The organism is Paenibacillus sp. FSL W7-1088 (assembly GCF_037969855.1).
Lineage (GTDB): Bacteria > Bacillota > Bacilli > Paenibacillales > Paenibacillaceae > Paenibacillus.
On the sequence record NZ_CP150216.1, the window covers coordinates 2257624 to 2280299 of the forward strand.

Below are 22676 nucleotides of genomic sequence, written 5' to 3' on the forward strand. Positions count from 1 at the left end.
CATACTCAAGGTTTCAGTATAACTTTGGTACACTCGTCTTCGTGTTCGTAGAAAATCCGATAAGCTTCCTTCGCATTCTCCAGCGCAATGCGGTGAGAAATGATCTCGGTAGGGTCAAATTCGTCAGCCGTGATTTTGCGGAAAAGCTCCGGCATATAGTGAATAACAGGGGCTTGTCCCATTCTCAGGTTAATGTTTCGTTCAAACAGATTGCCTAGGGGGAACATGTTATAGGTTGAGCCATAGACACCCGTTACTTGCATCGTCCCGAATTTGCGCACAGCCTTGATACCGATCTCAATTGCACTTAATGTACCGCCTTGGATTTTCAGCTTCTGTCCAATTTCCTCCAAAGTGGATTTCTTGCCATCCATGCCTACACAGTCGATGACAACATCCGCTCCGCCTTGGGTGATTTCGCGAATATGTTCACCCATATCATCGTAATCTTCAAAATTAAATACCTCGGAATCATTCATTCGTTTGGCTTTGTCCAGTCGATATGGAAGGCGATCCACAGCAATGACTCGTTTGGCACCTTTCATCCAGGCGAATTTTTGTGCCATCAGACCAATCGGCCCGCTGCCAAGCACAGTTACAGTGTCTCCCGGCTTCACCCCGGCATTCTCAACACTCCAGTACGCAGTAGGAAGCACATCGGACAGGAACAACAGAGCTTCATCCTCCAGTTCACATGATTCGGGAATGACAAAAGGCATGAAATTCCCATAAGGAACACGCAAAAATTCAGCCTGGCCGCCAGGATAATTGCCGTATCGCTCCGTGAAGCCAAAATAACCTCCGGTATGAACCTCCGGATTGCGGTTCGAGTTATCGCACGGCTTTCATCTTCATATTCCTCCTTCGTGATTGGGATTATTTAACATTTACCCGATTAGCCTCTATTTGATAGAGATGTAGCTTTACTAAACGACAGGCCATTTTTCTTTACGCAGTGCATGAAGCAGTTCGGGGGAAGCGTTCAGGTTGTCACGCACCAGCTCTTCCGGGGTTAATGCCATCCATTGATTCAGGGAGATATCCTCAAAGCGATCACTTCTAAACATCTCCAAAAACCATAACGTATCGGTGCCCGTATTCTGAATATAATGCCCCATGGCTACAGGTACGTATCCAACATCTCCCGCCCGATAGTCAAAAGTGCGCGCGACACCATTTCCTCCAAATACCGTCATTCTTCCTTGCCCAGTCAAATAGTATTGCCATTCATCCGCATTGGGATGCCAGTGAAGCTCGCGCATGCCTCCAGGCTTGATTTCGACGAGTGCTGCGGCAACGGTTGTAGAGATCGGGAAATTGGTAGAGTCCACAATGCGCACACTGCCTCCTGGTGTAATGATCGGTTTCTGGGCTAACAGCCGGTGTTTGAAGGAGAGCGGAACGGTGCCATAGGGGGACTGCACTTCCTGGCTTGCGACGGAACCAGGGACCTGATCCTGAAAAATGTAAACCTGTTCTGTTGGCATGGAGTGGAATGCGGATTCAGGTACGCCAAAATTGACGGATAACACTTCTGGTGGCGTATGCGCAAACCAATCCGAGATGGATAATGTATTCAGATCAGAGAAGGACCCGTCATCAAATACAAGCAAAAACTCACACCCATCCTCCAAACCCTGAATGGAATGAGGCAGACCTTTTGGGAAAAACCACAGATCTCCCGGTCCAACATCTGCAATAAAATTACGACCTTGCTGATCCACGGACGTGATCCGTGCTGTACCCCAGATCATATAAGCCCATTCCGATTGCTGATGCCAGTGCAGCTCCCGTACGCCTCCAGGTGTAAGACTCATATTCACACCAGCCAGTGTTGTAGCGATGGGCAGATCCCGTACCGTAATTTCGCGGGACCAACCGCCATGGTTTAACTGCATGTGTGTATCGGAAAAAGACATTCTTAGGTTGGGTAATAAACCGTTGTCGGTTATCGGAGGCACCAGCATATCCGGATTTTGTATATCTCTCATTACATCCCGAGGTCCCAGATCGGGTCCTCCGGCACCGTCTTTTCGTATTGGCTGCGGTATAATTAATGGCTTGCCAGTGTTGTTTTCATTTTTCATATGCGGATTCCTCCAGTTCATCACTTCATCCCATGACAGATGTCGGTATAGTGAAAGATTATGAACCAGAGCCTGGCAATTATGAGGGACGGGGAATTGGAATAATCTGCGGTAATGAGGTGGAAAATAACGTGAAAATTCATGATAGGTGGTGAGTGGAATGCATAAACGTTTCAGGTTATTGCTTTACATCTGTTTCATCGTTGGGATTGTATCCACTTCGATCGCCGCGAGGTCAATGGAGGTTCAGGCCAGTCCAGATTACATAAAGAAAGACAAAGCAGCTTCTTCTCAGGAGCAGTTGGCTTATTCGCTTGGGGTTCAGGCTTACATATACGGCTATCCGCTGGTAGTTATGGAACAAACGAGACAGATGGCTCTGAAAACAAGGGCTCCGCTCAATCAGTTTTATTATTCCAGCAAGCTGGCTTCTCCCCAATATCACGATATTGTAACTCCTAATAGCAATACGCTTTATTTTAGTGCCTGGCTGGATCTCTCCAAAGGTTCAGTGGTCCTGAACGTTCCAGCTAATACGGATGACCGTTATTACACCGTCCAAATGCTTGATGCGTACACCAATACGTTCAGGAATGTGTCCAATCGTACGACCAAAAACAAGGCAGAGCAATTTACCATCGTTGGGCCGGCTGGAAGCAGTAATGTAACCAAAACATCTATCCAAACGCCAACGCCAATCGTTTGGCTGCTCGGACGTGTGCAAGTGAATGGAGAAGAGGATCTGAACCGTGCAGCTGCTTTCGAGAAACAATTCACCCTCTCAGCACCAACCCGTAATCCTTCCAGTGGCATAACAGACGATTCGTCTTTGAATCAGATGTCTTCCATGAAGAACGATCCGTTAGCTTTTTATAAAATCATGACGGAGCAGATTCGGCAAAACCCTCCGCCTGCCTGTGATGCAGTTCTGCTGGATCAGTTCAAGCTAGTTGGCATTGATCCTGCCAAGGGGTTTGAACCAGCTGATCTGAATGCTGCCACGAAAGCCGGACTACTGCGTGCCGCAAAAGATGCGCAGGGTATCATTACGAATTCAGTCCAATCGATCCCGACCACCAATGGATGGTATATCGGCCATAATATTGGAACCTATGGCAACCAATTTCTGCTGCGAGCTGTCGTTGCGTATTCCGGTTTGGGCGCCAATGTCCCGCAGGAAGAGCTATATGCACGTGCATTTGTTGATCAAAATGGGGAAAAGCTGCAAGGCAAGCAGCGTTATGTGTTGCATTTTAACCCGAATGATCTTCCACAGGTGACCGGATTTTGGTCTCTCACCCTGTATGGCTCGGATTTTTATCTGGTCGATAATGCCATTCGCAGATATTCGATTGGGGATTTGACGAAAGGTTTGCTGTACAACCCTGACGGTTCATTGGACATTTATATCCAGCCATCTGCTCCTGAAGGGAAAGAGTCGAATTGGCTTCCCGCACCGCCAGGAGAATTCAATTTGGTACTGAGAATGTTTGCGCCGAAACCATCGATGCTGAAAAGGGAGTATGAAGTACCTCCGGTCGCCAGGATACAATAGGGATGGTGCTGGATACCATAAATCAACGGATTAAATGAATTCAAAGGAACAGCAAAAAGACGTGACCGATACGCTCGGTCCCGTCTTTTTGGATAAATACAGAAGAAAGCTCAGATCCTTTTTTTGCTTACTGGATCGGTTTTGGAGTCAAGCTGCATAAATTCATGCTCATAAATGTCATGTACTCTGTTCAGAATGGCTGAGCCTTGATCCGTAAAACGAAGATGGGTGGGTTTGTTTTTCATCAAGAAAGTACCGGATGTAAGCTTGGTTTGCGCAATGGCAGCGTTATAAAGCAGAGAAGCTCCGTGACTTGGATGTGGGAAGAACAGCTTCATGATTGGTTTGATGTAAAAGGGCAGTCCGGATGTTTTGTTACCTCTGAGTGTATTGTTGCCTCCAGGGTCCACGCTGAGTAACCGGATTCCCTTAGCCGCAGGGGAAGCAGCAGCTTCGCGTGTCCACAAGGACAGTGCCAGCTTCGAGACGGCATAAGGACCGAAGAGCTTTTTGAACTCGGCTGGATGTTCCAGAATGTTCAGGTTAAACTGTTTGACCATATTAAACGCACTGGTGGATGTATTAATAACGGTTTTCAAGGTGCTTTTGTGAAGAAGATCCTGTAGTTCCATATAAATGATGTACGGCACCACCGTCTGCAGTTCAAAATGCATTTCATGCCCCTGATCGGACAAACGGAGATCGTTACCGCTCCCCCCGGCATTATTAAACAATACATCTATGGTATCCGTTTCGGATTTAATCTGGTTGAGTGCTTTTCTCAGACTATCGTACTGAGTAAGATTAGCTTGAACCCAACGGAGCTGGCCGGAGCGCAATCCGTCCTGAATATCACTGTCCTCCTTTGGAAAAGCAGACCGGTTAAGGCCGATAACTTCCCAGCCTTCGGCTAACAAGATGCGAGTCAGTTCAAGACCGATTCCCGAAGTTGATCCTGTAATTAAGGCTGTGCGACGTATATGGTTTGAATTCATATAAATACCTCCTGAGTGAATGGAATAACAGAGCCAATCTGCCTAATGCGCTCATTCTATAATTTGGAGTCGACTCCAAGTCAAGCGAACTGTTGGCTTAAATTTTAATTTTTGAGTAGTGGAATGTTGGAACTCATCACACCTTGACTTGGAGCTGACTCCAAGTTGTAAGATAGAATTTAATGAATGCGGAGGAGGTCAACGATGATGAATGATCCTGTAGTGTTCTCTATTAAAGAGACGTCAGAACAAGCCGGATTATCGGAAGATACGATTCGTTATTATGAGAAGATAGGACTTCTTCCCCGAGCTGAACGCAAGGCCAATCGCCATCGGGTATACCGTCCGGAGGATATTCAGACGATGAAGCTTATTACTTGTTTGAAAAAAACAGGTATGTCTCTGGAGGAGATGAAGCCTTATCTACAGATGTCGGTGGATTCGGACCTGGAAGATTTCCCGGATGAGCGTGATATGCTGTTAAACCATCGGAAGAAGATTGAAGCGCAGATTGTCTCCTTGCAGCAGATCGTCGATTTTATCGATGAGAAGATGGAGAAGCGTAGCATGTTTCCGGATGAGTGCCCGATTACCGGGGAGAAACAGATGTCTGTTTTTGAAAAAAAGAACATTTTCTCCTGAACGCTGCAAGCTCAGCGGAACCCAACAAGGGATGTCCCGCAAGTCATGAAATATGACAGGAACATCCCTTGTTCGTGTTATTTTGTTTGAATGAACCTGAGACACGCTATTCGCTTCCATATGCCCGGATCTGAGATCTAAGGAATCACAGAGACGTTATTTCGTCGATTCGGTCGATTTTTTAGGTTTTGACAACGTGTTATGACGAAATAGCGTTACTGAGGTTCCTAAAATCTTGCAAGCGTTGATGATCTGCATTTTAAGTTGCGGTAGGTTCGTTAGCGCTTGGAGCAAGGCGGAATTTCCTTTTGAGACAGCTTCATTTTTACTTAAAGTCAGCACTCGATATGGAGTGTCTGCCGAAGGCGTTTGATATCACTTTTGGGAGGAAGGCCATACATGCGGGCGTACTCCCGACTGAATTGGGAAGGACTCTCGTAACCAACCTGGAATGCAGCATCGGCTGCATCGGTTGAACCTGCAAGCAGCATTCGCCGGGCCTCCTGCAATCGAATCTGTTTTTGATATTGCAGTGGACTCATGGCGGTAATAGACTTGAAATGATAATGCAAGGAGGACGTGCTCATGTTGATCATAGAAGCCAATTGCTCGATTCGCAGCGGTTGGGCGTATTCTGATTGAATCACTTCAATGACCTGAGCGATATGCTGTGCGTGACTGTTCTGAATTGCAAACTGCCTAATGGAATGTCCATGTTCATCCTGTATCAGGCGATATAGAATCTCGCGGATCATAAGCGGTGCAAGTACAGGAATGTCTTCAGCTGTATCCAGCAATCTGACCAATCGGATTACGGCTTCCAGAAGTGGAGGCTTGGTTGAACTTACAAACAACCCGCGACGTGTTGAATTGTCGGGTTTATTTTGCGTAGAGGGAGAATCCTGAATAAGATCAAAAATCTGCCCTGATGAGAAATCAAGTCGCAGGCAGAGATAGGGATGTTCTGTAGTGGCCTGTACAACTTGCCCTGAAATAGGCAAATTTATGGAAGCGACCAAATACTGTGAAGAGTCATAGGTGTAGCTCTCCTGCCCGAGAATAACCAGTTTGGACCCTTGGGCTACAATGCAGAGGGCGGGTTCGTGCACGGTATGAATAGGCTCTGAAATCTGGGAAGCACGGATCAAAGCAAGCGAAGGAATTGCTGTTAGATGAACCCCGTCTTCGTGGGTGAATCGGCCGATTAAGCGAGCCAATTCCTGCTGCTGCTGAATAATAGCTGTATTCTGTTCCAATTTCGAAAACATGGATTGCAGGCCCTCCTTTCCTCGTACTTGTTTAACCATTTTAGAATGTGCTGGACGAATAGGCAAGAATACTGTGGGATTCTTCTATCGCACATAGACTGATCCCTTACATAATGAAGATAAGCAATTGAATCTGTTGGCAAACAGGAAAGGAGTGTCATGGAAATATGGCAGGCAAAACATCAGGAGACAAACAAGAAGTGAAGCACCCGTATGTTGGAATGTGGGTAACGAAGGATGGGTACATCAAGCACGAACTTCTCCCTGACGGTCGCTATGATGAAGCACGGGGAAATAGGCAAAGCGCATATCAAGGTCGGTACGTAGTCGATGGAGACCATATTGAATATGTGGATGATACCGGCTTTACCGCAGATGGAGATTTTAAGGACGGTGTGCTTTACCATGCAGGCATGGTGCTGTACAGAGAAAGTGCACAATAAAATATTGAATGGGGAGAGAAATCAAAATGTCTAATGTAAAAGGAAAAGTCATTGTGATTACGGGTGCAAGCAGCGGAATTGGGGAGGCAACGGCGCGTCTGTTGGCAGAGCATGGTGCACATGTTGTCATTGGTGCAAGACGAGTGGATCGTCTGGAGGCGCTGGCGTCCTCCATTCGTTCGGAAGGTGGTTCTGTAGAATATCATGCACTTGATGTTACACAGCTGGAAGAGATGCAAACGATCGTAGAGCTTGCGCTCAGTCGTTATGGACGTTTGGATGTGATTGTTAATAACGCAGGAGTCATGCCGTTATCGCGCCTTGAAGCGCGAAAAGTCGACGAATGGAACCGTATGATTGATGTTAATATTCGGGGTGTTCTACACGGCATCGCCGTGGGGCTGCCGGTTATGAAAGAACAGGGTTCCGGCCAGTTTATTAATATCGCCTCTATTGGTGCCTATGCCGTGACCCCAACAGCCACAGTTTATTGTGCAACCAAATTCGCTGTCCGTGCGATCTCGGAGGGTTTGCGCCAGGAGGTAGGCGCAGATATTCGCGTGACCCTCGTATCACCAGGTGTGACTGAATCCGAACTTGCCGAATCCATCTCGGATGCTGAAGCACGCGAGTTTATGAAAGACTATCGGCGCATAACCATTCCGGCCACGGCGATTGCTCAGAGCATTCTGTACGCGATCAACCAGCCGGCTGAGGTGGATGTGAATGAAATCGTGGTGAGACCAACAGCAAGTATGGCTTAAACCTCTCTGTAAGTAAAACTCCAAAGACGTCCACAACCATATGTACGGGTTGAGGGCGTCTTTTTGTACCCTGAAAGAGAGCTCGTCCGGGTTGCAATATGGTATAGTATGATCAAGTAACGCACCAGAGAGAGGGGAATAATGCATTGACGCTGCAACAGCTAAAATATGTGATTGAAGTCGCCACGCGTGGCTCGATGAATGAAGCCGCCAAGCGGCTGTTTATTTCCCAGCCCAGCCTGTCGAATGCCATCCGGGATCTGGAGCAGGAGCTGCGGATTACCATTTTTGAACGCACAAATAAAGGAATTACGCTGTCCAAAGAAGGTGTGGAATTTCTAAGTTATGCGCGCCAAGTGGTGGAGCAGGCGGAATTGCTGGAGAATCGTTATTTGAACGCGAAGCCGTCTCCGCAGCATTTTTCCGTCTCCACACAGCACTATGCGTTTGCAGTAAATGCCTTCGTTAAGCTGGTGCAGCAGTATGGACAGGATGAATATGAACTGGCTCTGCGGGAGACGAAAACGTATGAGATTATCCAGGATGTGAAAAGCCTGCGCAGCGAGATTGGCATACTATATCTGAATGAATTCAATGCCAAGGTGATTAACAAGCTGCTTAAGGATGCGGGGCTGGTGTTCAACAGTCTGTTTGTTGCCAAGCCGCATATTTTTATCAGTGTGCAAAATCCGCTGGCGAAGCAGGAATCGGTTGCGATTGAACAGCTTCAGGATTATCCATACCTGTCCTTTGACCAGGGGGAATATAACTCCTTCCATTTTTCAGAGGAGATCCTAAGCACGCTTTCTCATCCCAAAAGCATACAGGTTAATGACCGAGCTACGCTGTTTAATCTGCTAATCGGTTTGAACGGATACACGATCTCGACAGGTGTACTTAGTGCCGACCTGAACGGGAACGAGATCATCCCCGTGCCGCTGGAGTGTGAAGAGACCATTAATGTCGGATGGATCAGCCACAAAAATGCTTCGCTTTCCAATCTGGGGATGGAGTATGTCCAGGCTCTGCATGAGGCGATTCAATCGTAAATAGTCATGGAAAACCGTTTCCGTTCCAGCGGAGTCGGTTTTTTTTAGGAACACACTTATAGTCATTTGCGTAAAAGTACGAAGGGAGAACGGTCAGTGCGAGTTTTATACCGAAATAAGAGTGAACAGCATGAGTTGATGATATATGATACATCCAAGCTTTATGGGGAAAAGGGCCGTTTTCGTGTGCTGGAGTTCTCCAATGCAGCAGTTCAGGGGGCGATGGATCTGGACGAGCCATCCCGAATGGTGCTGGAGTATCCAAGAGCGATGGTGCATCTGATGGAACGAAATAATCCCGATTATGAATCTGTTTTTGTCATTGGGCATGGTATTGGAACCTTATCAACCTACCTGTCCAACCGTCAAGTAAAAGTTGCCGAACTCGATGCAGAAGTCGTTGAGCTCAGCAGAACTTTCTTTGGATATCGTGGAGATCATGTGCTGGTTGGTGACGGTCGTGAACTATTGGAGCAGGAGGCCTCAGGTTCATACCATTATATTATTGTAGATGCCTTTACGGCTGCAGGAACTCCTGCACAGTTTACTTCAAGCTCATTTTTCACTATGTTAAAAAACAAATTGCATTCTGGTGGTATCGTATTGCTGAATGTATTTGGTCGTGTTGGCAATGACAGACTGGTGAATGCGATTCATGCCACGTTACAGGAACACTTCGCGTATACGCGCTCATTTGCATTGCCAGCTGAAACAACGGATGAAGTTCAAAATCGCATTTTGGTCGGTAGCGACGGACCGATTTCATTTCAAACGCGTCATATGGCTGGGTTTGTAGAACAACAGCCTGGCGAGGGATATGTAATTGTGGATTCATATGAATCTTAATCTTGAATCCAGATCCAGTAGATTTCGAAGAAAGCGGCTTCCATGTCATCAAATGTCATCAAATCGTCAATCTTCCGATTTAATTTTCTTAACTTCATAAACTATTTATTTCTTCTTAACAACTTTCGTATAAAATAGAAGGAATATGCCTTTTCATGAAAAACCGGGGGAAGCAATAATGATCGCAGAGAATAAAACATCCAGATTAAAAAGAAAAGTAAGGAAGATCAAAAAAATCAGCCTTACCGCTCTATTGAGTGGATTGGTCACCATTGCTGTTTTGATGACACTGACCATTATGTTTATTTCATCTTATACATCCCAGAAGCAGTCGCTGATTGATAGTACACTCTCACTTAATTATTCCAGTGCCGTGCAGATGAGCCAAACACTGGACTCGTTGTTTCAATCCATGCAGACCAGTTTGAAGTATTCAGCGAGTTATTTTCCGGAAATAGACTACTCAGATGCGAAAAAACTGGATTCTACACTGGATTTGATTCGAAACAGCAGTAATTATTTCAATTCGGTTTCTCTGGTTGATGCATCGGGAATTATTCGGGGTTCCTCTCCTTATTTGGAAAAAAGCCTCGGACAGCCTATAACTTCTGATGCAGCCAAAAAGGCGTTTAAATCAAGGTCTTCCTATATATCCGAAGCCTACCGCGGGCCTTATTCGGAACGAAGAATCGTATTTATAAGTGAACCGATCTTCAGTCCATCAGGTAAATTCAATGGTTTAATTAGTGGGAGCATCTATCTACAGGAAAACAACATCTTGAACCTGTCATTTGGCAGTCAGCTGAAGACCAGTAATGGCTCTTATTTTTTTATTGTTGATGCCAAAGGGACGTTGTTGTTTCATCCGGATACGGAAAGAATTGGTGAAAATCTAAGCAAAAATCAAGTGGTGCAAAAATTGCTTCACGACCAGACAGGCAAAGAACAATACAAGAATCTGGCGGGTGTGGATTCACTCGCAGGTTATTATAAGGTTCCCACAACAGATTGGGGAGTTGTCGTTGTATCTCCAACCCAGATGGTATACGATCAACTGAATCAACATATTCGCATGCTGCTGCTGTACACTTCAATCCCGTTTATCATTCTGACACTTATCGTTATTCGTGTAGCGCGCAAGCTGGCCAGTCCATTTGTTTATCTTGCGGACTTGGTTAACCAGGTGGATCAGGGTAAAGTAGATCTGCCTGTAATGAAGCCGCATTGGAACAGGGAAGCGGATTTGTTAACACGCACCGTGTTGACCGCATTGGCGAATTTTCGAAAACAGAAGGATCAGCTTACTTATGATGCCAGAACGGATGTATTAACCGGAATGACGAATCGTAGAACATTTGAAGAAGTCATCCAGCGCTGGATTGATGAAGAAATTCCTTTCTCCATTGTGGTCCTGGATATTGACCGCTTCAAATCCATAAATGATACGTATGGGCATCATGCAGGGGATCAGGTTCTGCAGCATATCGCGAATATTATTAAACTGTCCGTTCGGACGCAGGATGTAGGCTCCCGTTTTGGCGGGGAGGAGTTTGTTGTGTTATTGCGACATACGGATTCCAAAACAGCGTATCAGATTGCCGAGCATATCCGTGTATCGGTGGAACAAAGTATATTGCCCATTGATCGTTCTGTGACGATTTCGGCAGGCATTGCCGAATATCCACTGCATTCCACAACGGCAACAGAGTTGTTCCATTTGGCTGACAATGCGTTATATCAAGCCAAGGAAGAGGGACGTAATCGTACCATTACCATTCAGACGGTCATAAAATAAGGTTTGCGTACCTTCAATCTTGAAAAACAAAAGAAGCTGATCCCATCGAAGAAAGGATTAGCTTCTTTTTGTCATTTGTTTAGACCTCTTGTGATCTGGCCAGGACTTCATTTGTATACTGTTCTCCCCAGTCTCGCATGCTGTAAATAATCGGCTGGAGCGTTTCTCCAAACGGTGTAAGCGAATATTCCACTTTGGGTGGAACCTGAGGATATATTTCCCTGTGAACAATTCCGCTGTTTTCCAGCTCTCTTAATTGGAGAGTTAACATCCGCTGAGTAATATCAGGGAATAACTTTCTGATCTCGTTGAATCTTAACGAGCCGGAGAATAGGTGATATAGAATCGCACCTTTCCATTTGCCTCCAATGACGCTCAGTGTGACTTCAACGGAACAGCCATAAGGCGAGGGACACACATCTTTCGCGTTCATTTTCATTATAATTGCACCTCCAGTTTGTGGTGGTTATTTATAGTATCCATTTCAGTACTACAGCACTTAAATGTACATATTACTCATCTATGAGCATATCACTTCTCCCTTGGATTATAAACCCCATCCCATGCATTGACATGAAGTTAAAACAAAAAGGAACCCCGGTTTCGTATCACGAAACATCGAGGTTCTCAGGAATAGAAAGGAATGGAAAGCTAGATTAGATTAAAGCGTCCAGAGAATACGCCCCTGCACCCGCTAGTGCAACACCGATTAGCAATCCGAGCATAACCAAATTGTACTCAAATCCTCCGTTTAGATTCCAAAGCCCTTTACCTGCATGGACTTTTGCTATGGCAACAAGCATAGGGATGATGAGCAATATGGCAGCAAAACCAGTCCAGAGACCCGTCCCAAACAGGAACCCGCCGATCAATTCAATAAGGCCCCCACAGACAGCCATAACTCTCGCAGGCCTCAGACCAATCACCCCGAAAAATGCGGCTGTTCCTGATATGCCTTCTCCACCAAACCAGCCAAACAGTTTCTTGCATGCATGACCCATCATAATAAAACCAATAACAAGTCGAATAATAAGTAATCCGGCGTCTAACATATGTTTATTTCCTCTTCTCAGGTTGTATAAAATGATAAAATGATGGAACGAATATCGTACGAATCTCAGATCAGCGACGCCAGAATGGTATCACACAACGCCATAGTTTCAATATTATCCGTACCACTGGAACGTGGATCAGATTTGTTCTGACAGCATTCCATAAAATGAGCCATCTCCCCTACAAATCCTCGTAAGTAGAGATCGCGATAAGCCCCTGACATGGGAGAGCCAGAAGGGGTGAAAACAGTATCCTGCTCCTCAAGGGATTTCCAGGGAAGGGTATCCCCTGTACGAGATTGATGAACCGTAAGTGTGTTAATTTCATCTGCTAACGCAAATCCATCGTCAAAGGTGACAAGTACACTTTCGCTCTCGCGTGACCATGCACTCATTCCGACAAAGTAGGCACTGCCCACCACACCTTGATCAAATTTCAGGGAAATGCTCTGGTTAATATGTTCTCCGTCTTTAACCGACGTGCCTGTGACCTGTACGGCTTCCCCGAACAGGAAACGCATCAGATCGACCATATGAATGGCAGCGAGCTTCATGAATTGTTCCTCATCCTTGCAGAAGGGTGTGCTGTCTACAGCGAATTTCATTTGGAAAGAACGTGCTCTGCCCAATGATCCACCATCGATCAGTTCCTTGAGTTTCATGTAGACCGGCGCATATCGTTTCATGAATCCAACCATGACAACCACACCTGCCTTTTGGGCAGCTTCAGCCACAGCAGCAGCTTCAGCAGCATTCCATCCGAGGGGTTTATCCACGTATACATTTTTGCCAGCCCGGATGCATTCAAGGGCAAGTGCTGTCTGATCCTCTGGTTGCGCTACAACAATCACGCCGTCACAGTCTTCATTCTGCAGCATCAGCTGAGTATTGTCATACGCGTTCCCGCTGCTCCCAAAACGAAGCAGAGCCGCCTCGGACCTTTCAATACTGCGGGTGGCGACGGCTTGAATTTCTGCTCCTGCTTCAACAGCAGATGGATATATATTCGTGGATGCATGGAATCCTGCACCGATAAAACAAAGTTTGGCTTTTTTCATGTGAACCTCTCCTTTAAATGCAGATCACCAATCACACGGATTAGATTTTGTAGCTTAAATGCTTCAGCATCTGTCCGGCAATGGTGTTGTTAACGCTGTGAGGAACCGGCTGTGGTCCGAGGGTGAGATGTTGGCGTTGCTTTACAAGATAGTGGAGAGAGGCGGCTTGCAGGGACAAGCCCAGATCCATCGTTTCGGCAGGGTTGCCGCTGCCACCAGCTAGGTTCAGCATCTCGCCTTGAGTAAGTAACATGAGTCGACGTCCGTTCGCTAATGTAAATTGTTCGATATCCGCTGTCAGTTGTTCCGAATGCTCTGCGTCCTGACGGAGACTTTCCAGATCCATCTCCCAAGAAAAATGCCCGGCATTGGCGAGGATCGTTCCGTCATTCATTTGATTAAAATGTTCCTTCAGAATGGCGTTAGGACGGCCAGTGACAGTAATGTAAACTTGAGCAAACGCAAATGTATCCTCCAATCGTGACACTCTGAATCCATCCAGTGCCGCTTCCAGGCCAGCAATCGGATCGGTTTCAACAACGACGACCTGGCTGCCCAGATTCCGCAAATACCTGGCAATGCCTCGTCCGCAGGTTCCATAACCTACGATGACGAAACGACGTGTGGGCAGAATCAGGTTGGTAGTACGCATAAAACCTTCAATAATGGTCTGTCCAACACCATGTTCATTTTCCATGATTCGTTTGAGTGGACTATCATTAATAACAATAATTGGAAAAGGGATGTTCTCACCCGTCTCTTCACGCAGCAGATTGGCCCCGGTCGTCGTTTCCTCCGTACCACCGATAAGAGAATGAGTATCATACTGCTGAATGAAGGTACGCGCCAGATCGGCTCCATTATCCATGAGGAGATGGGGATGGTGACGAAGTACACTGTGGATATTATGCAGGTGCTCATTGCGCCTGTCCGCACGTTGACCATATACCGTGATGCCTTCTTCCCGCAGAGCTGCTGCGACGGCATCTTTGGTTGTGCCCGGGCTGCCAGTCAATACAACGTTGGCTCCGCCTGCTTGAAGTGTTCGGCATAACACAGCTGTTTTGGGCTCCACATGAATACATATACCGATGGTTAAGCCAGCAAAAGGCAGCTCTTTGGCAAACTGGGATTTCAATTCGCCCAGCAGGGGCATATGCATTTCCGTCCAGTGAATGCTGCGTTTTCCTTCTTCAATACGTTCTTGTGTAGTGTTCTTGATCGTCATGCAAAACTCCTCATTTCTATGCAAGGTACAGCGTGTCCAACAGGACACTTGATCTGCTTAATGTCTACGATAGGGAGTTTGATGAGGTTAAAAAAGGACATATGTCCTATTCATTGCAGCTAGTAAAAAAGGTGTTGCAAACTTATTTGAGAGCATGTATACTCTTAATTACGGTAAAACAAGCAATGGCTTGACCGGAATGCTTTTCATCCAGGATGAGAACATACATATTATGCGGTCGTGGCGGAATTGGCAGACGCGCACGGTTCAGGTCCGTGTGGGCTAACCCCCGTGGAGGTTCGAGTCCTCTCGACCGCATCGAAGAAAAAAAAGCTCGCGAAATTGCTCTAAAGGCAATTCGCGAGCTTTTTTGTTTTTTATTTATTGAATATGAATTGCTGCACACACAGGCCTGCAATCGCTCCAGCAATACCAAAGAGCGCAACACTTGCCATGATCTCATACGCCTGTAAACGAAACAGAAAAGCAATGCCGCTGCCCAACGTCGTTCCTGCGAGAAATCCGAGAGAAATCCCTATTTCTTTGGTTAATTTCATGGGTTCACCTGCTTGGGAATGTGAGTTTAGGATTTGCAAATTTTTAGAACAGGAAGTAAAGTGTGATCAGGAAAACACTCACATTTTATTTCCTTTTTTCATTTTGTGGTTTTACCCATGTAATTATGCATGATATTTCTTAAGGGAGGTTAAGAGCAAGTGAATATGAACGAGCGAATTGCCGCATGGAACGAAGAAGCGCAGAATTGTACTTGTGGGCATGATCATCGGTTGGTGCAGATGCAGGTCTATCTGGAGCATGGAGCTATTCAGCGGTTACCTCACTATTTGTCCGAGCAAGGGTACAAACATGTAACAGTGGTATATGATCGATTTACAGGGCCAGCAGCAGGACACGAGGTGGTAAAGAACATTCGTGAAGCAGGCGTTCATGTGGATGAGATATGTATGCCAGAGAACAAAGCGGGTGACGTGATCGCCGATGAGGGCGGAATTGTGCAGGTACTTTTGGGTGTGAAACAGGAAAGTCAGGGAATCATTGCTGCTGGCTCAGGGACCATTCATGACCTGGTGAGATTTGTTTGCTCCAAAATGGACAAGCCCTTTCTGTCCGTACCTACAGCGGCTTCGGTTGACGGATTTACTTCAGCAGGTGCACCTCTTATTGTCAGCGGCGTCAAACAGACGTTCCAGGCGGTGCCGCCAGAAGCTATTTTCGCGGACGTTCATATATTGGAGCAAGCTCCCCAAGAGATGAATGCTGCCGGATTCGGAGATATGCTTGGTAAATATACATCACTGGCGGACTGGGTAGTTTCCAGGGATATGGGTGGGGAACCGTTCTGCCCCGTAGCTTACCGCATGACGGAAAAAGCACTAACGACCTGTGTGGAGAATGTCAAAGGTATCGCTGAAGGACGGGCCGATGGTGTGACTGTATTAATGGATGCGCTGATTGCTTCCGGCATTTCCATGCTGATCATTGATCATTCCCGTCCGGCATCTGGTGGAGAGCATCATGTGTCCCATCGGTGGGAGATGGATCTGATGGAGGCAGGGCACAAACCTGTTTTGCATGGAGCCAAGGTGGGAGTGGCCTGTGCACTGCTTACCGTAAAATACAAAGATCTTGCACAACAATCCGACGAGCCGGTTTTCCGTGTATACAATAATCTGCCGGATGCATCGCAGCTTACAGCTTGGCTTGAGCAAGTTGGGGGCCCTACAACAACTGAACAACTGGGTGTATCCATGGAGATGGTGGAACATGCGTTCACCACAGCTCATTTGCTTCGAGATCGATATACGGGACTGAAATATATCAATGAAATTCTTAACGTGGGTTCGAAATAAGGATGAAAGAAATAGTATGAACAAGTGTTATCTAATGACTTTAGTTGTACGTACAAATTGTGAGTGCGTAATGTAATGTACGAGACAAGATACTATCTTTGTTTACAATAGAGATGGTGTTATTTGATTCAACAGCAATATTTTCAGATGAATTTTTGAAAAACACGGTCATATAAGGGGGTAGGATAGAGCGGACCAAACGTTACACAAGCTGAATTAGAGTGTAGATTGAAGCCTGCTCCCTTAGGGGAAAGGCTTTTTTTTGTATCCCATATAAAGTGTTGGATTAAATTGTTCGTACAAATATTTTGTGGAAATGATGCTAACGATAAAGTTCTATTTCTTTAAATGATCCATGATTTAATGGAGTTGGTTAGTTGGCATCGATGAGGTACATATGGGGATGAGTCGCCGCGCCTTTCGATAAGGAAGTGATCTCCTCGTTCGGAGAGCACGCTGTACCGGCTCAGGTGAAGGAGTGACTGGGAGTGAAGGAATGATGCATCCAAAGCTGTTTGGAGGACAAGAGAGCCGCTTATCGCCCCTGAGAGACGATGCTGAGTACCTGAGTACACCCGACTGGAGAAATGATAATCTAATTTAACCTGTACGATAAAAATAATAATTTAAAAAGGCTCTGTCTTTCCCATGGGGGAGGACAGAGCCTTTTGGTTGTTCGCTAATTTAGTTATTGTGGCGATCTTTCAAGATGACATCTGCGAACAAAATAGTTTTCGGGATGCGGAAAAATTGTTCCGCTTGTTCCTGAAACGCAGCAGAAGGCAGCGTTCCCTGATGCAGCCATTTGCGGAAAGTGCCGGGGTGAACCCCGATCCAGTGGCTGACATCTGTCACCGACAAATCATGGACCATGCACAAGCCTGTCAGAATACGGTTGCTAACCGGAGAACGGGTCACCGTACGCTTCATGAAGCGGGAAGGCTCGGGCTGACAAATGACAGGGCTTTTGCGTACCACTTCTTCATTAAAAAGAATGTGGCGCGGGTAGCCGAGCAATTGGCATGCCTTGTCCAAATTGGTACTGCCGGGTATCCGTCCTTCATACACCCACGCGCTGACGCTGCGTGAAGAGATGGATAGATCTTCGGCGAGCTGAGACAACTTGATATCATTGGCCATCAGCACGGCAAGAAGAACACGGTTGCGGATTTGACAGCGTGTCGGTTTTCGGAATCGTTTAACACGGACGCCTTTTCCCAAATATTTACGGTTGATCAGAGACCACGCCTGGATGGAATGTTGTTCTGGTTGATTAGGCATATTTCCTCCGATTTTTTTAACCAAATACTACAATAAGTACGGGGGTACTTTCAAGTGCCGGGTGCACCTGTTTCAAATGAAGGGATGCGTGAATCCTCTACAAAGGAGGAGTTATGAACTAGAACAGGCGCAATTCACATCCTAGTATATTCCTAGATTACAATGTTTCACTAAATTTAAGGGATGAAATAGATAATGAATAAAAATAAAATGAGTCTAATTACCTATTAGTGAGACTATAGTACTTTTATCTATTTTTTGTTGATATGATGCGGTTTATTTCCCTGATTTACCCATAAATATTCGATTTTCGTTAAAGGAACCAATTACCAATGTGCACAAATCTGAAATTAGAAATCCGCGTGTTCGGCCGGGCAGGTGGCCTGTCAAAATCTCTTACTCTTACATATCTTGTATGGAGATCAAGTGAGAGGGAGAGGTGAGAAACGTGAGTCCATCCGTAAGTACCTTTGCTGCCATTTCAGGGGCGTTCATGACGTTTGCTTTTGGTGGATGGGATCAGCTGCTTAGCTTGCTGGCGGTTGCAATGGCTGTGGATTACATTACGGGTCTCGCTGCGGCAGTAAGAACGGGTAAAGGATTGAATAGTAATGTTGGATTCTGGGGGCTCGCCCGCAAAGGTCTCATGCTGACGGTTATTCTGCTTGCTCACCGAATTGACCTGCTCATGGGAACGGACATCATTAAAGGGGGAGCCATCTACTTTTATCTGGTGAATGAGCTGATATCCATTACCGAAAATTATGCCCGCATTGGGCTTCCATTGCCAGACAAGCTCAGACAGGCTATAGCGGTGCTTAAAAAACAGGAAGATTTGTCTGACCGGGAATGGCCTATACCGCAGCCGAATGTGGAGAAGAAGGATACAAATGAACAGGCAACAGAAGTTGACCCGGAAAAACAGACAAACCAAAGTGAACAGACGGATAATATGCCCCAGGAGAAAACAAAGGCGAATGAAGGTAGCCCCGATTAGATTGTCTTTTAAGAGAACGTTTCCAAGTATCCTTTCGTAATAGAGGACGTTATGATATATTTTGGATACAAGAAAATTCATTCATACCAATTATTATACTCAAATGAGGTGCTTGTCTGATGATTAAACATATTGTTCTGTTTAAAATGAAAGATCGTTCTAATGAAAGTATTGAAGCGGCTGCGAATGTTCTTCGCAATCTGCAAGGCAAAATTGATGTTCTGGTTTCGCTTGAAGTAGGTATTGACGTGCTCCGTTCAGACAGATCTTTTGACATCTCACTCACGGCAGAGTTTGCATCACTGGAAGATCTTCAGGCATATCAGGTACATCCGCTGCATCAGGAAGTCATCAAGTATATGAACGAGGTCAGAGAGCAGTCGATTGCAGTGGACTACGAAATCTAATCTGTTCTTCATTCTACTTTGGATAAAGGGGACTCTGCATGAGCGATTTAAGAGACGTAATGGAATTTTTATATATTTTTGTCGTGTTTCTGATCGCTTGTCCTGTGATGTTATTTTGGCTGAAGCGAAGAGGAAAAAGGAACCGATAATTCACTGAACGGGAAGTGAACACATTGTATTACGTAAACAGGGAACAGATTGCACGTCGGCTTGCTGCCGTACCGGAGGTGGCCGAAGGTCTTCGCCGTGCTTCACAAGCTTGGGATGGCAGTCTCATGCTGGGTCTGGTACAGGAACGCTGTCTTCATCTCGCAATTGAAATCGTTACGGATGTAGGGAGTTATCTGATTGACGGATTCATCATGCGTGATGCGAGCAGCTATGACGATATTATTCAGATTAACCATGAAGAGAAGGTTTTTGATCATGCAACCTATGAGGTGCTGAGTCGCCTCGTATCGTTGCGCAAGCCGCTCGTTCAGGACTATTACAGCTGGGAGCGATCTGAACTGCATCCGCTGAGCAGTGACCTGCCGGGCGTGCTTGAACATTTTTCCCATCAGGTCAATACCTATGTGGAAAAAGAACTCGGGCCTTTCCAGACTGCACAGGCCGAGGGACAGAGCAAGGAATGAGGGGAAGCAGCATGACGAACGAATGGAAAGAAGATCAAGAAGGAAATAATGAAACGAATGACATACCTTCCGGATTTCATCCGGTATATATGATTGAGCTGTTATTCCAGGAACGTCCCGTTATAGATCGGGGGCGTTTGCAGGAGGCACTAAGTCGTCATACCGGACAAGTCCGGCTTGACGTGAAGCAAGGCAATGAGGAGCATGAACCTGAAATGCTGGTTTTCTACCATCTGGACCATAAGGTTTCTTTTCAGGAAGGTAATATTCCAGCACAGACGTGCATTCTCCCCATTACTGAAATTGTAGATCGTGCCCGCTTTGGAGGGGCTTTGCAGCAAGCCTGGCATTGGCCAGAAGCAGGACAAGCTATGGAAACGATCCAATATTCCATCCGGCTTCATGATATGTTCACTGCTGCCATGCCGCGCAAACAGCGACTCGAATTGTTCCAAAAGACGATTCAGGCTGTTATGGAAGTGCTGCCTTGTGAGGCGTTATACTGGTATGGCAGTGACAAATTGGTTGAACCGAAAGCCTATGTGCTGTCACAGGAGCGTGAGGAGCATCTCTACGCTGCGATGAATGTGCGCATGTATCAGGCTGGGGGCACGGAGGAACAGCGTCAGCTGGTTATGGACACGGTAGGATTGTCGGCACTTGGCGTGCCTGATGTACAGTGTCATTTCATTGGACTTGATCCGGATACGGTAGCCCAGACATTGCTGGGGGCCGCCTATTACATATTTGATCAGGGCGATGTTCTACAGGATGGACAGACGCTGGGATCTTCCGGCGGACGACGCTGGCGTTGTGAGCATCAGGCGGCATTAATTGCACCAGGACGATATGTAATTGATCTGGACCCGGGTGATGAACATGCCGTTGCTCCGCTTGAGCCGGCGCGGCAGACTTGAGGCATGTCTTGATAACGCCAGAAGGTGCGAAAGACGACATCCAGAATTTTTTTGGTATCCGAGTGTCAGGTCAAGCCCTTGCTGCTTATACTGCATCAACAGAGTAGGCATTCGCCCGGATTAACGAGCAACAGGCTGTTGCTTGGTTATTCGGTACTTCATTTAAGGTAAAGGGAGAGATGCGACGTGAAGGATTCTAACAAAAGTTTGTTGTGGGGAGCATTAATCGGCTCGGTTGTAGGTTCAGTGACAGCTTTGCTGTTGGCGCCAAAATCGGGACGTGAACTTCGTCAAGATATTTCGGAAGGTGCACGTCAGGTGAGTGAGAAAGGTCAGGAACTGGCTAGCAAGGTAGGCGAACAAAGCGCACAGATCGTATCCAAAGTAAAAGAAACGGCAGATGTCGTTATCCAGGATATCCAGTCCTGGCGCAATTGCGCTGAAGGTAAAGAAGTACGCGTATCCGCCGTCATTACTGATACTGAGTCTTCCGTTGATGCAGATGCAGCAAATGAGTCAGGTATTAAAGTCATCGCGAAGCTTCCTGCCGACGACTCCAAAGACAATATCTAAAGCTAAGCTTGAACGCGAGCAGGCTTTCCTCCATCTGGAGGGGAGCCTGCTTTGTTGTGTGTTCGTCGTGCAGGAGTTGAACGATACCGCATTTTTGTTTGAACCCTGCAATGAAATCGGGTAAGATGTAGGTACCTTTTTGCCTGAAAATTCATACGGTAGGAAGAAAGCTCTGGGAACCAATTTGTTAACAGAACCAATTCAATGAAGAAGGAAGCGGTGTGTTCGTGCAGCAAGCAATCGCTATATTAGACTCCGGTGTAGGGGGATTGACCGTCGCCAAGGAAGTGATGCGTCAGCTCCCACGGGAAAAGATCATATATTTTGGAGATACTGCCCGGACACCGTACGGACCCCGTTCGTCCGAACAAGTTAAACAATTCACGGAACAAATCGTTGATTTCTTGATCCAGTTCAATCCGAAGGTTATCGTTATCGCCTGTAATACGGCTACAGCAGCAGCGCTCGACTATATTCGAGCCAAGGTGAATGTGCCTGTCATTGGTGTCATTCATCCGGGAGCACGAGCAGCCATCACAGCGACACGCACAGGACGCATCGGTGTCATTGGCACCGTGGGAACCATTGGAAGTGGTGCATATACGTCTGCACTCAAACAGTTGTCCCCCTATATTGATGTGGTCACTCAGGCTTGTCCGGCACTTGTGCCACTGGTGGAGCAAGGCGAATTCCGTTCCGAGCAAACGACAAGTACGGTGGAGCAGTCTTTAGGCCAGATTAAGCAACAGCCGATTGATTGTCTTATTCTGGGTTGTACGCACTATCCTTTTCTCATGGATACCATTCAGGAGGTTATGGGGCAGGAAGTGAAGCTGATCAGTTCGGCAGATGAAACGGCGAGGGAAATTAGTACGATTTTGTATGATAAACGAAAGCTGGCCAGTGGGGATGAGACACCGGTCCATCAGTTTTTTTGCACTGGGGACCCACGCATGTTCCAGAATATTACCCGCCAATGGTTGGGAGAGCAGATCTCCAAAACGCCAGTTGTGTGGCAGGTTACGCAATTATCATAGCGTTTTTTTTGGTTTCTATGCTTATAAGAATCCCGGAACACTTCGTGTTCCGGGATTTTTTTAATCACATCAGAAACTAGAAGAGCTTCGGATTACAATCACGTTGTTCTTATGTTGGAGGGTTTTACACGTTTCATGTCACATGACGGACAACCAGATCGGCATACATATTACAT

At 46.3% G+C, this 22676-nt stretch carries 22 protein-coding genes, 1 tRNA gene and 2 pseudogenes; 15 read left to right on the forward strand and 10 right to left on the reverse strand.

Annotated elements, in window-relative coordinates; translation table 11 throughout:
* Nucleotides 1-5: 5 nt before the first annotated feature.
* Together MKY42_RS10415 and MKY42_RS10420 are read right to left on the reverse strand one after the other, a co-directional pair.
* Nucleotides 6-839 (reverse strand): annotated as a pseudogene (locus MKY42_RS10415) (zinc-binding dehydrogenase); the annotation flags it as partial.
* An 87-nt stretch (nt 840-926) separates the two neighbouring features.
* Nucleotides 927-2087: an oxalate decarboxylase family bicupin gene (locus MKY42_RS10420; protein ID WP_339850795.1), complete on the reverse strand. Its 1161-nt coding sequence runs from the start codon at nt 2085-2087 to the stop codon at nt 927-929.
* Between the two features lie 160 nt (nt 2088-2247).
* On the opposite strand from MKY42_RS10420, the gene MKY42_RS10425 reads away from it, so the two are divergent.
* Nucleotides 2248-3642, forward strand: a complete 1395-nt coding sequence (locus MKY42_RS10425) for a DUF1254 domain-containing protein (RefSeq protein ID WP_179265265.1) — start codon at nt 2248-2250, stop codon at nt 3640-3642.
* Nucleotides 3643-3752: 110 nt separating this feature from the next.
* Here the strand turns inward: MKY42_RS10425 and MKY42_RS10430 are convergent, their stop codons facing one another.
* Nucleotides 3753-4637, reverse strand: a complete 885-nt coding sequence (locus MKY42_RS10430; RefSeq protein ID WP_339850800.1) for an SDR family NAD(P)-dependent oxidoreductase — start codon at nt 4635-4637, stop codon at nt 3753-3755.
* Nucleotides 4638-4841: 204 nt separating this feature from the next.
* Here MKY42_RS10430 and MKY42_RS10435 point away from each other — a divergent pair, with 204 nt between their 5' ends.
* Nucleotides 4842-5279 carry a MerR family transcriptional regulator gene (locus tag MKY42_RS10435; RefSeq protein ID WP_090895480.1) on the forward strand — a complete coding sequence of 146 codons (438 nt, stop codon included), beginning with the start codon at nt 4842-4844 and terminating at the stop codon, nt 5277-5279.
* 335 nt (nt 5280-5614) lie between these two features.
* Here MKY42_RS10435 and MKY42_RS10440 read toward each other — a convergent pair whose 3' ends face one another.
* Nucleotides 5615-6547, reverse strand: coding sequence for an AraC family transcriptional regulator (locus tag MKY42_RS10440; RefSeq protein ID WP_339850804.1), 933 nt, complete (start codon nt 6545-6547; stop codon nt 5615-5617).
* A 167-nt stretch (nt 6548-6714) separates the two neighbouring features.
* On the opposite strand from MKY42_RS10440, the gene MKY42_RS10445 reads away from it, so the two are divergent.
* From MKY42_RS10445 to MKY42_RS10465, 5 genes are all read left to right on the forward strand, one after another.
* Nucleotides 6715-6990, forward strand: coding sequence for an Atu4866 domain-containing protein (locus MKY42_RS10445; protein ID WP_339850807.1), 276 nt, complete (start codon nt 6715-6717; stop codon nt 6988-6990).
* A 26-nt stretch (nt 6991-7016) separates the two neighbouring features.
* Nucleotides 7017-7754, forward strand: coding sequence for an SDR family oxidoreductase (locus MKY42_RS10450; RefSeq protein WP_179265262.1), 738 nt, complete (start codon nt 7017-7019; stop codon nt 7752-7754).
* A gap of 146 nt (nt 7755-7900) precedes the next feature.
* Nucleotides 7901-8803: a LysR family transcriptional regulator gene (locus tag MKY42_RS10455; protein ID WP_090895486.1), complete on the forward strand. Its 903-nt coding sequence runs from the start codon at nt 7901-7903 to the stop codon at nt 8801-8803.
* 96 nt (nt 8804-8899) lie between these two features.
* Complete coding sequence (locus MKY42_RS10460) at nt 8900-9649, forward strand: fused MFS/spermidine synthase (RefSeq protein WP_090895488.1); 750 nt, start codon at nt 8900-8902, stop codon at nt 9647-9649.
* A 178-nt stretch (nt 9650-9827) separates the two neighbouring features.
* Nucleotides 9828-11444 (forward strand): sensor domain-containing diguanylate cyclase, encoded by a 1617-nt coding sequence (locus MKY42_RS10465; protein ID WP_090895491.1) that lies wholly within the window; start codon nt 9828-9830, stop codon nt 11442-11444.
* Between the two features lie 79 nt (nt 11445-11523).
* Here MKY42_RS10465 and MKY42_RS10470 read toward each other — a convergent pair whose 3' ends face one another.
* The 4 genes from MKY42_RS10470 to MKY42_RS10485 all read right to left on the reverse strand — a co-directional run bounded on the left by MKY42_RS10470 (nt 11524) and on the right by MKY42_RS10485 (nt 14782).
* Entirely contained in the window at nt 11524-11883 is a 360-nt protein-coding gene (locus MKY42_RS10470; RefSeq protein ID WP_090895493.1) for a helix-turn-helix domain-containing protein, read from the reverse strand.
* Nucleotides 11884-12100: 217 nt separating this feature from the next.
* Nucleotides 12101-12496: a DoxX family protein gene (locus MKY42_RS10475; protein ID WP_339850813.1), complete on the reverse strand. Its 396-nt coding sequence runs from the start codon at nt 12494-12496 to the stop codon at nt 12101-12103.
* A 65-nt stretch (nt 12497-12561) separates the two neighbouring features.
* Nucleotides 12562-13554, reverse strand: coding sequence for a Gfo/Idh/MocA family oxidoreductase (locus MKY42_RS10480; RefSeq protein WP_090895497.1), 993 nt, complete (start codon nt 13552-13554; stop codon nt 12562-12564).
* A gap of 40 nt (nt 13555-13594) precedes the next feature.
* Nucleotides 13595-14782, reverse strand: coding sequence for an adenosylhomocysteinase (locus tag MKY42_RS10485; RefSeq protein ID WP_339850816.1), 1188 nt, complete (start codon nt 14780-14782; stop codon nt 13595-13597).
* Nucleotides 14783-15016: 234 nt separating this feature from the next.
* On the opposite strand from MKY42_RS10485, the gene MKY42_RS10490 reads away from it, so the two are divergent.
* Nucleotides 15017-15100, forward strand: a tRNA-Leu gene (locus MKY42_RS10490).
* Between the two features lie 59 nt (nt 15101-15159).
* On the opposite strand, the gene MKY42_RS10495 is transcribed toward MKY42_RS10490, so the two are convergent.
* Nucleotides 15160-15339: a hypothetical protein gene (locus MKY42_RS10495; RefSeq protein WP_339850819.1), complete on the reverse strand. Its 180-nt coding sequence runs from the start codon at nt 15337-15339 to the stop codon at nt 15160-15162.
* Nucleotides 15340-15504: 165 nt separating this feature from the next.
* Between MKY42_RS10495 and MKY42_RS10500 the strand changes: the two genes are divergently transcribed.
* On the forward strand, nt 15505-16653 hold the full coding sequence (locus MKY42_RS10500) for a sn-glycerol-1-phosphate dehydrogenase (protein WP_339852834.1): 1149 nt from the start codon (nt 15505-15507) through the stop codon (nt 16651-16653).
* Between the two features lie 684 nt (nt 16654-17337).
* Here the strand turns inward: MKY42_RS10500 and MKY42_RS10505 are convergent.
* Entirely contained in the window at nt 17338-17934 is a 597-nt protein-coding gene (locus MKY42_RS10505) for a helix-turn-helix transcriptional regulator (RefSeq protein WP_024629188.1), read from the reverse strand.
* Nucleotides 17935-18382: 448 nt separating this feature from the next.
* On the opposite strand from MKY42_RS10505, the pseudogene MKY42_RS10510 reads away from it, so the two are divergent.
* The 6 genes and pseudogenes from MKY42_RS10510 to racE all read left to right on the forward strand — a co-directional run.
* Nucleotides 18383-18766: pseudogene (locus MKY42_RS10510) on the forward strand (phage holin family protein); the annotation flags it as partial.
* A gap of 284 nt (nt 18767-19050) precedes the next feature.
* Nucleotides 19051-19338 (forward strand): Dabb family protein, encoded by a 288-nt coding sequence (locus MKY42_RS10515; protein ID WP_090895502.1) that lies wholly within the window; start codon nt 19051-19053, stop codon nt 19336-19338.
* Nucleotides 19339-19511: 173 nt separating this feature from the next.
* Complete coding sequence (locus MKY42_RS10520; RefSeq protein WP_090895506.1) at nt 19512-19973, forward strand: HepT-like ribonuclease domain-containing protein; 462 nt, start codon at nt 19512-19514, stop codon at nt 19971-19973.
* 11 nt (nt 19974-19984) lie between these two features.
* Complete coding sequence (locus tag MKY42_RS10525) at nt 19985-20890, forward strand: DUF4261 domain-containing protein (protein ID WP_177185664.1); 906 nt, start codon at nt 19985-19987, stop codon at nt 20888-20890.
* 186 nt (nt 20891-21076) lie between these two features.
* Nucleotides 21077-21463, forward strand: a complete 387-nt coding sequence (locus MKY42_RS10530) for a YtxH domain-containing protein (protein WP_090895511.1) — start codon at nt 21077-21079, stop codon at nt 21461-21463.
* A gap of 227 nt (nt 21464-21690) precedes the next feature.
* Nucleotides 21691-22500, forward strand: a complete 810-nt coding sequence (racE, locus tag MKY42_RS10535; RefSeq protein ID WP_090902080.1) for a glutamate racemase — start codon at nt 21691-21693, stop codon at nt 22498-22500.
* Nucleotides 22501-22676: the final 176 nt, after the last annotated feature.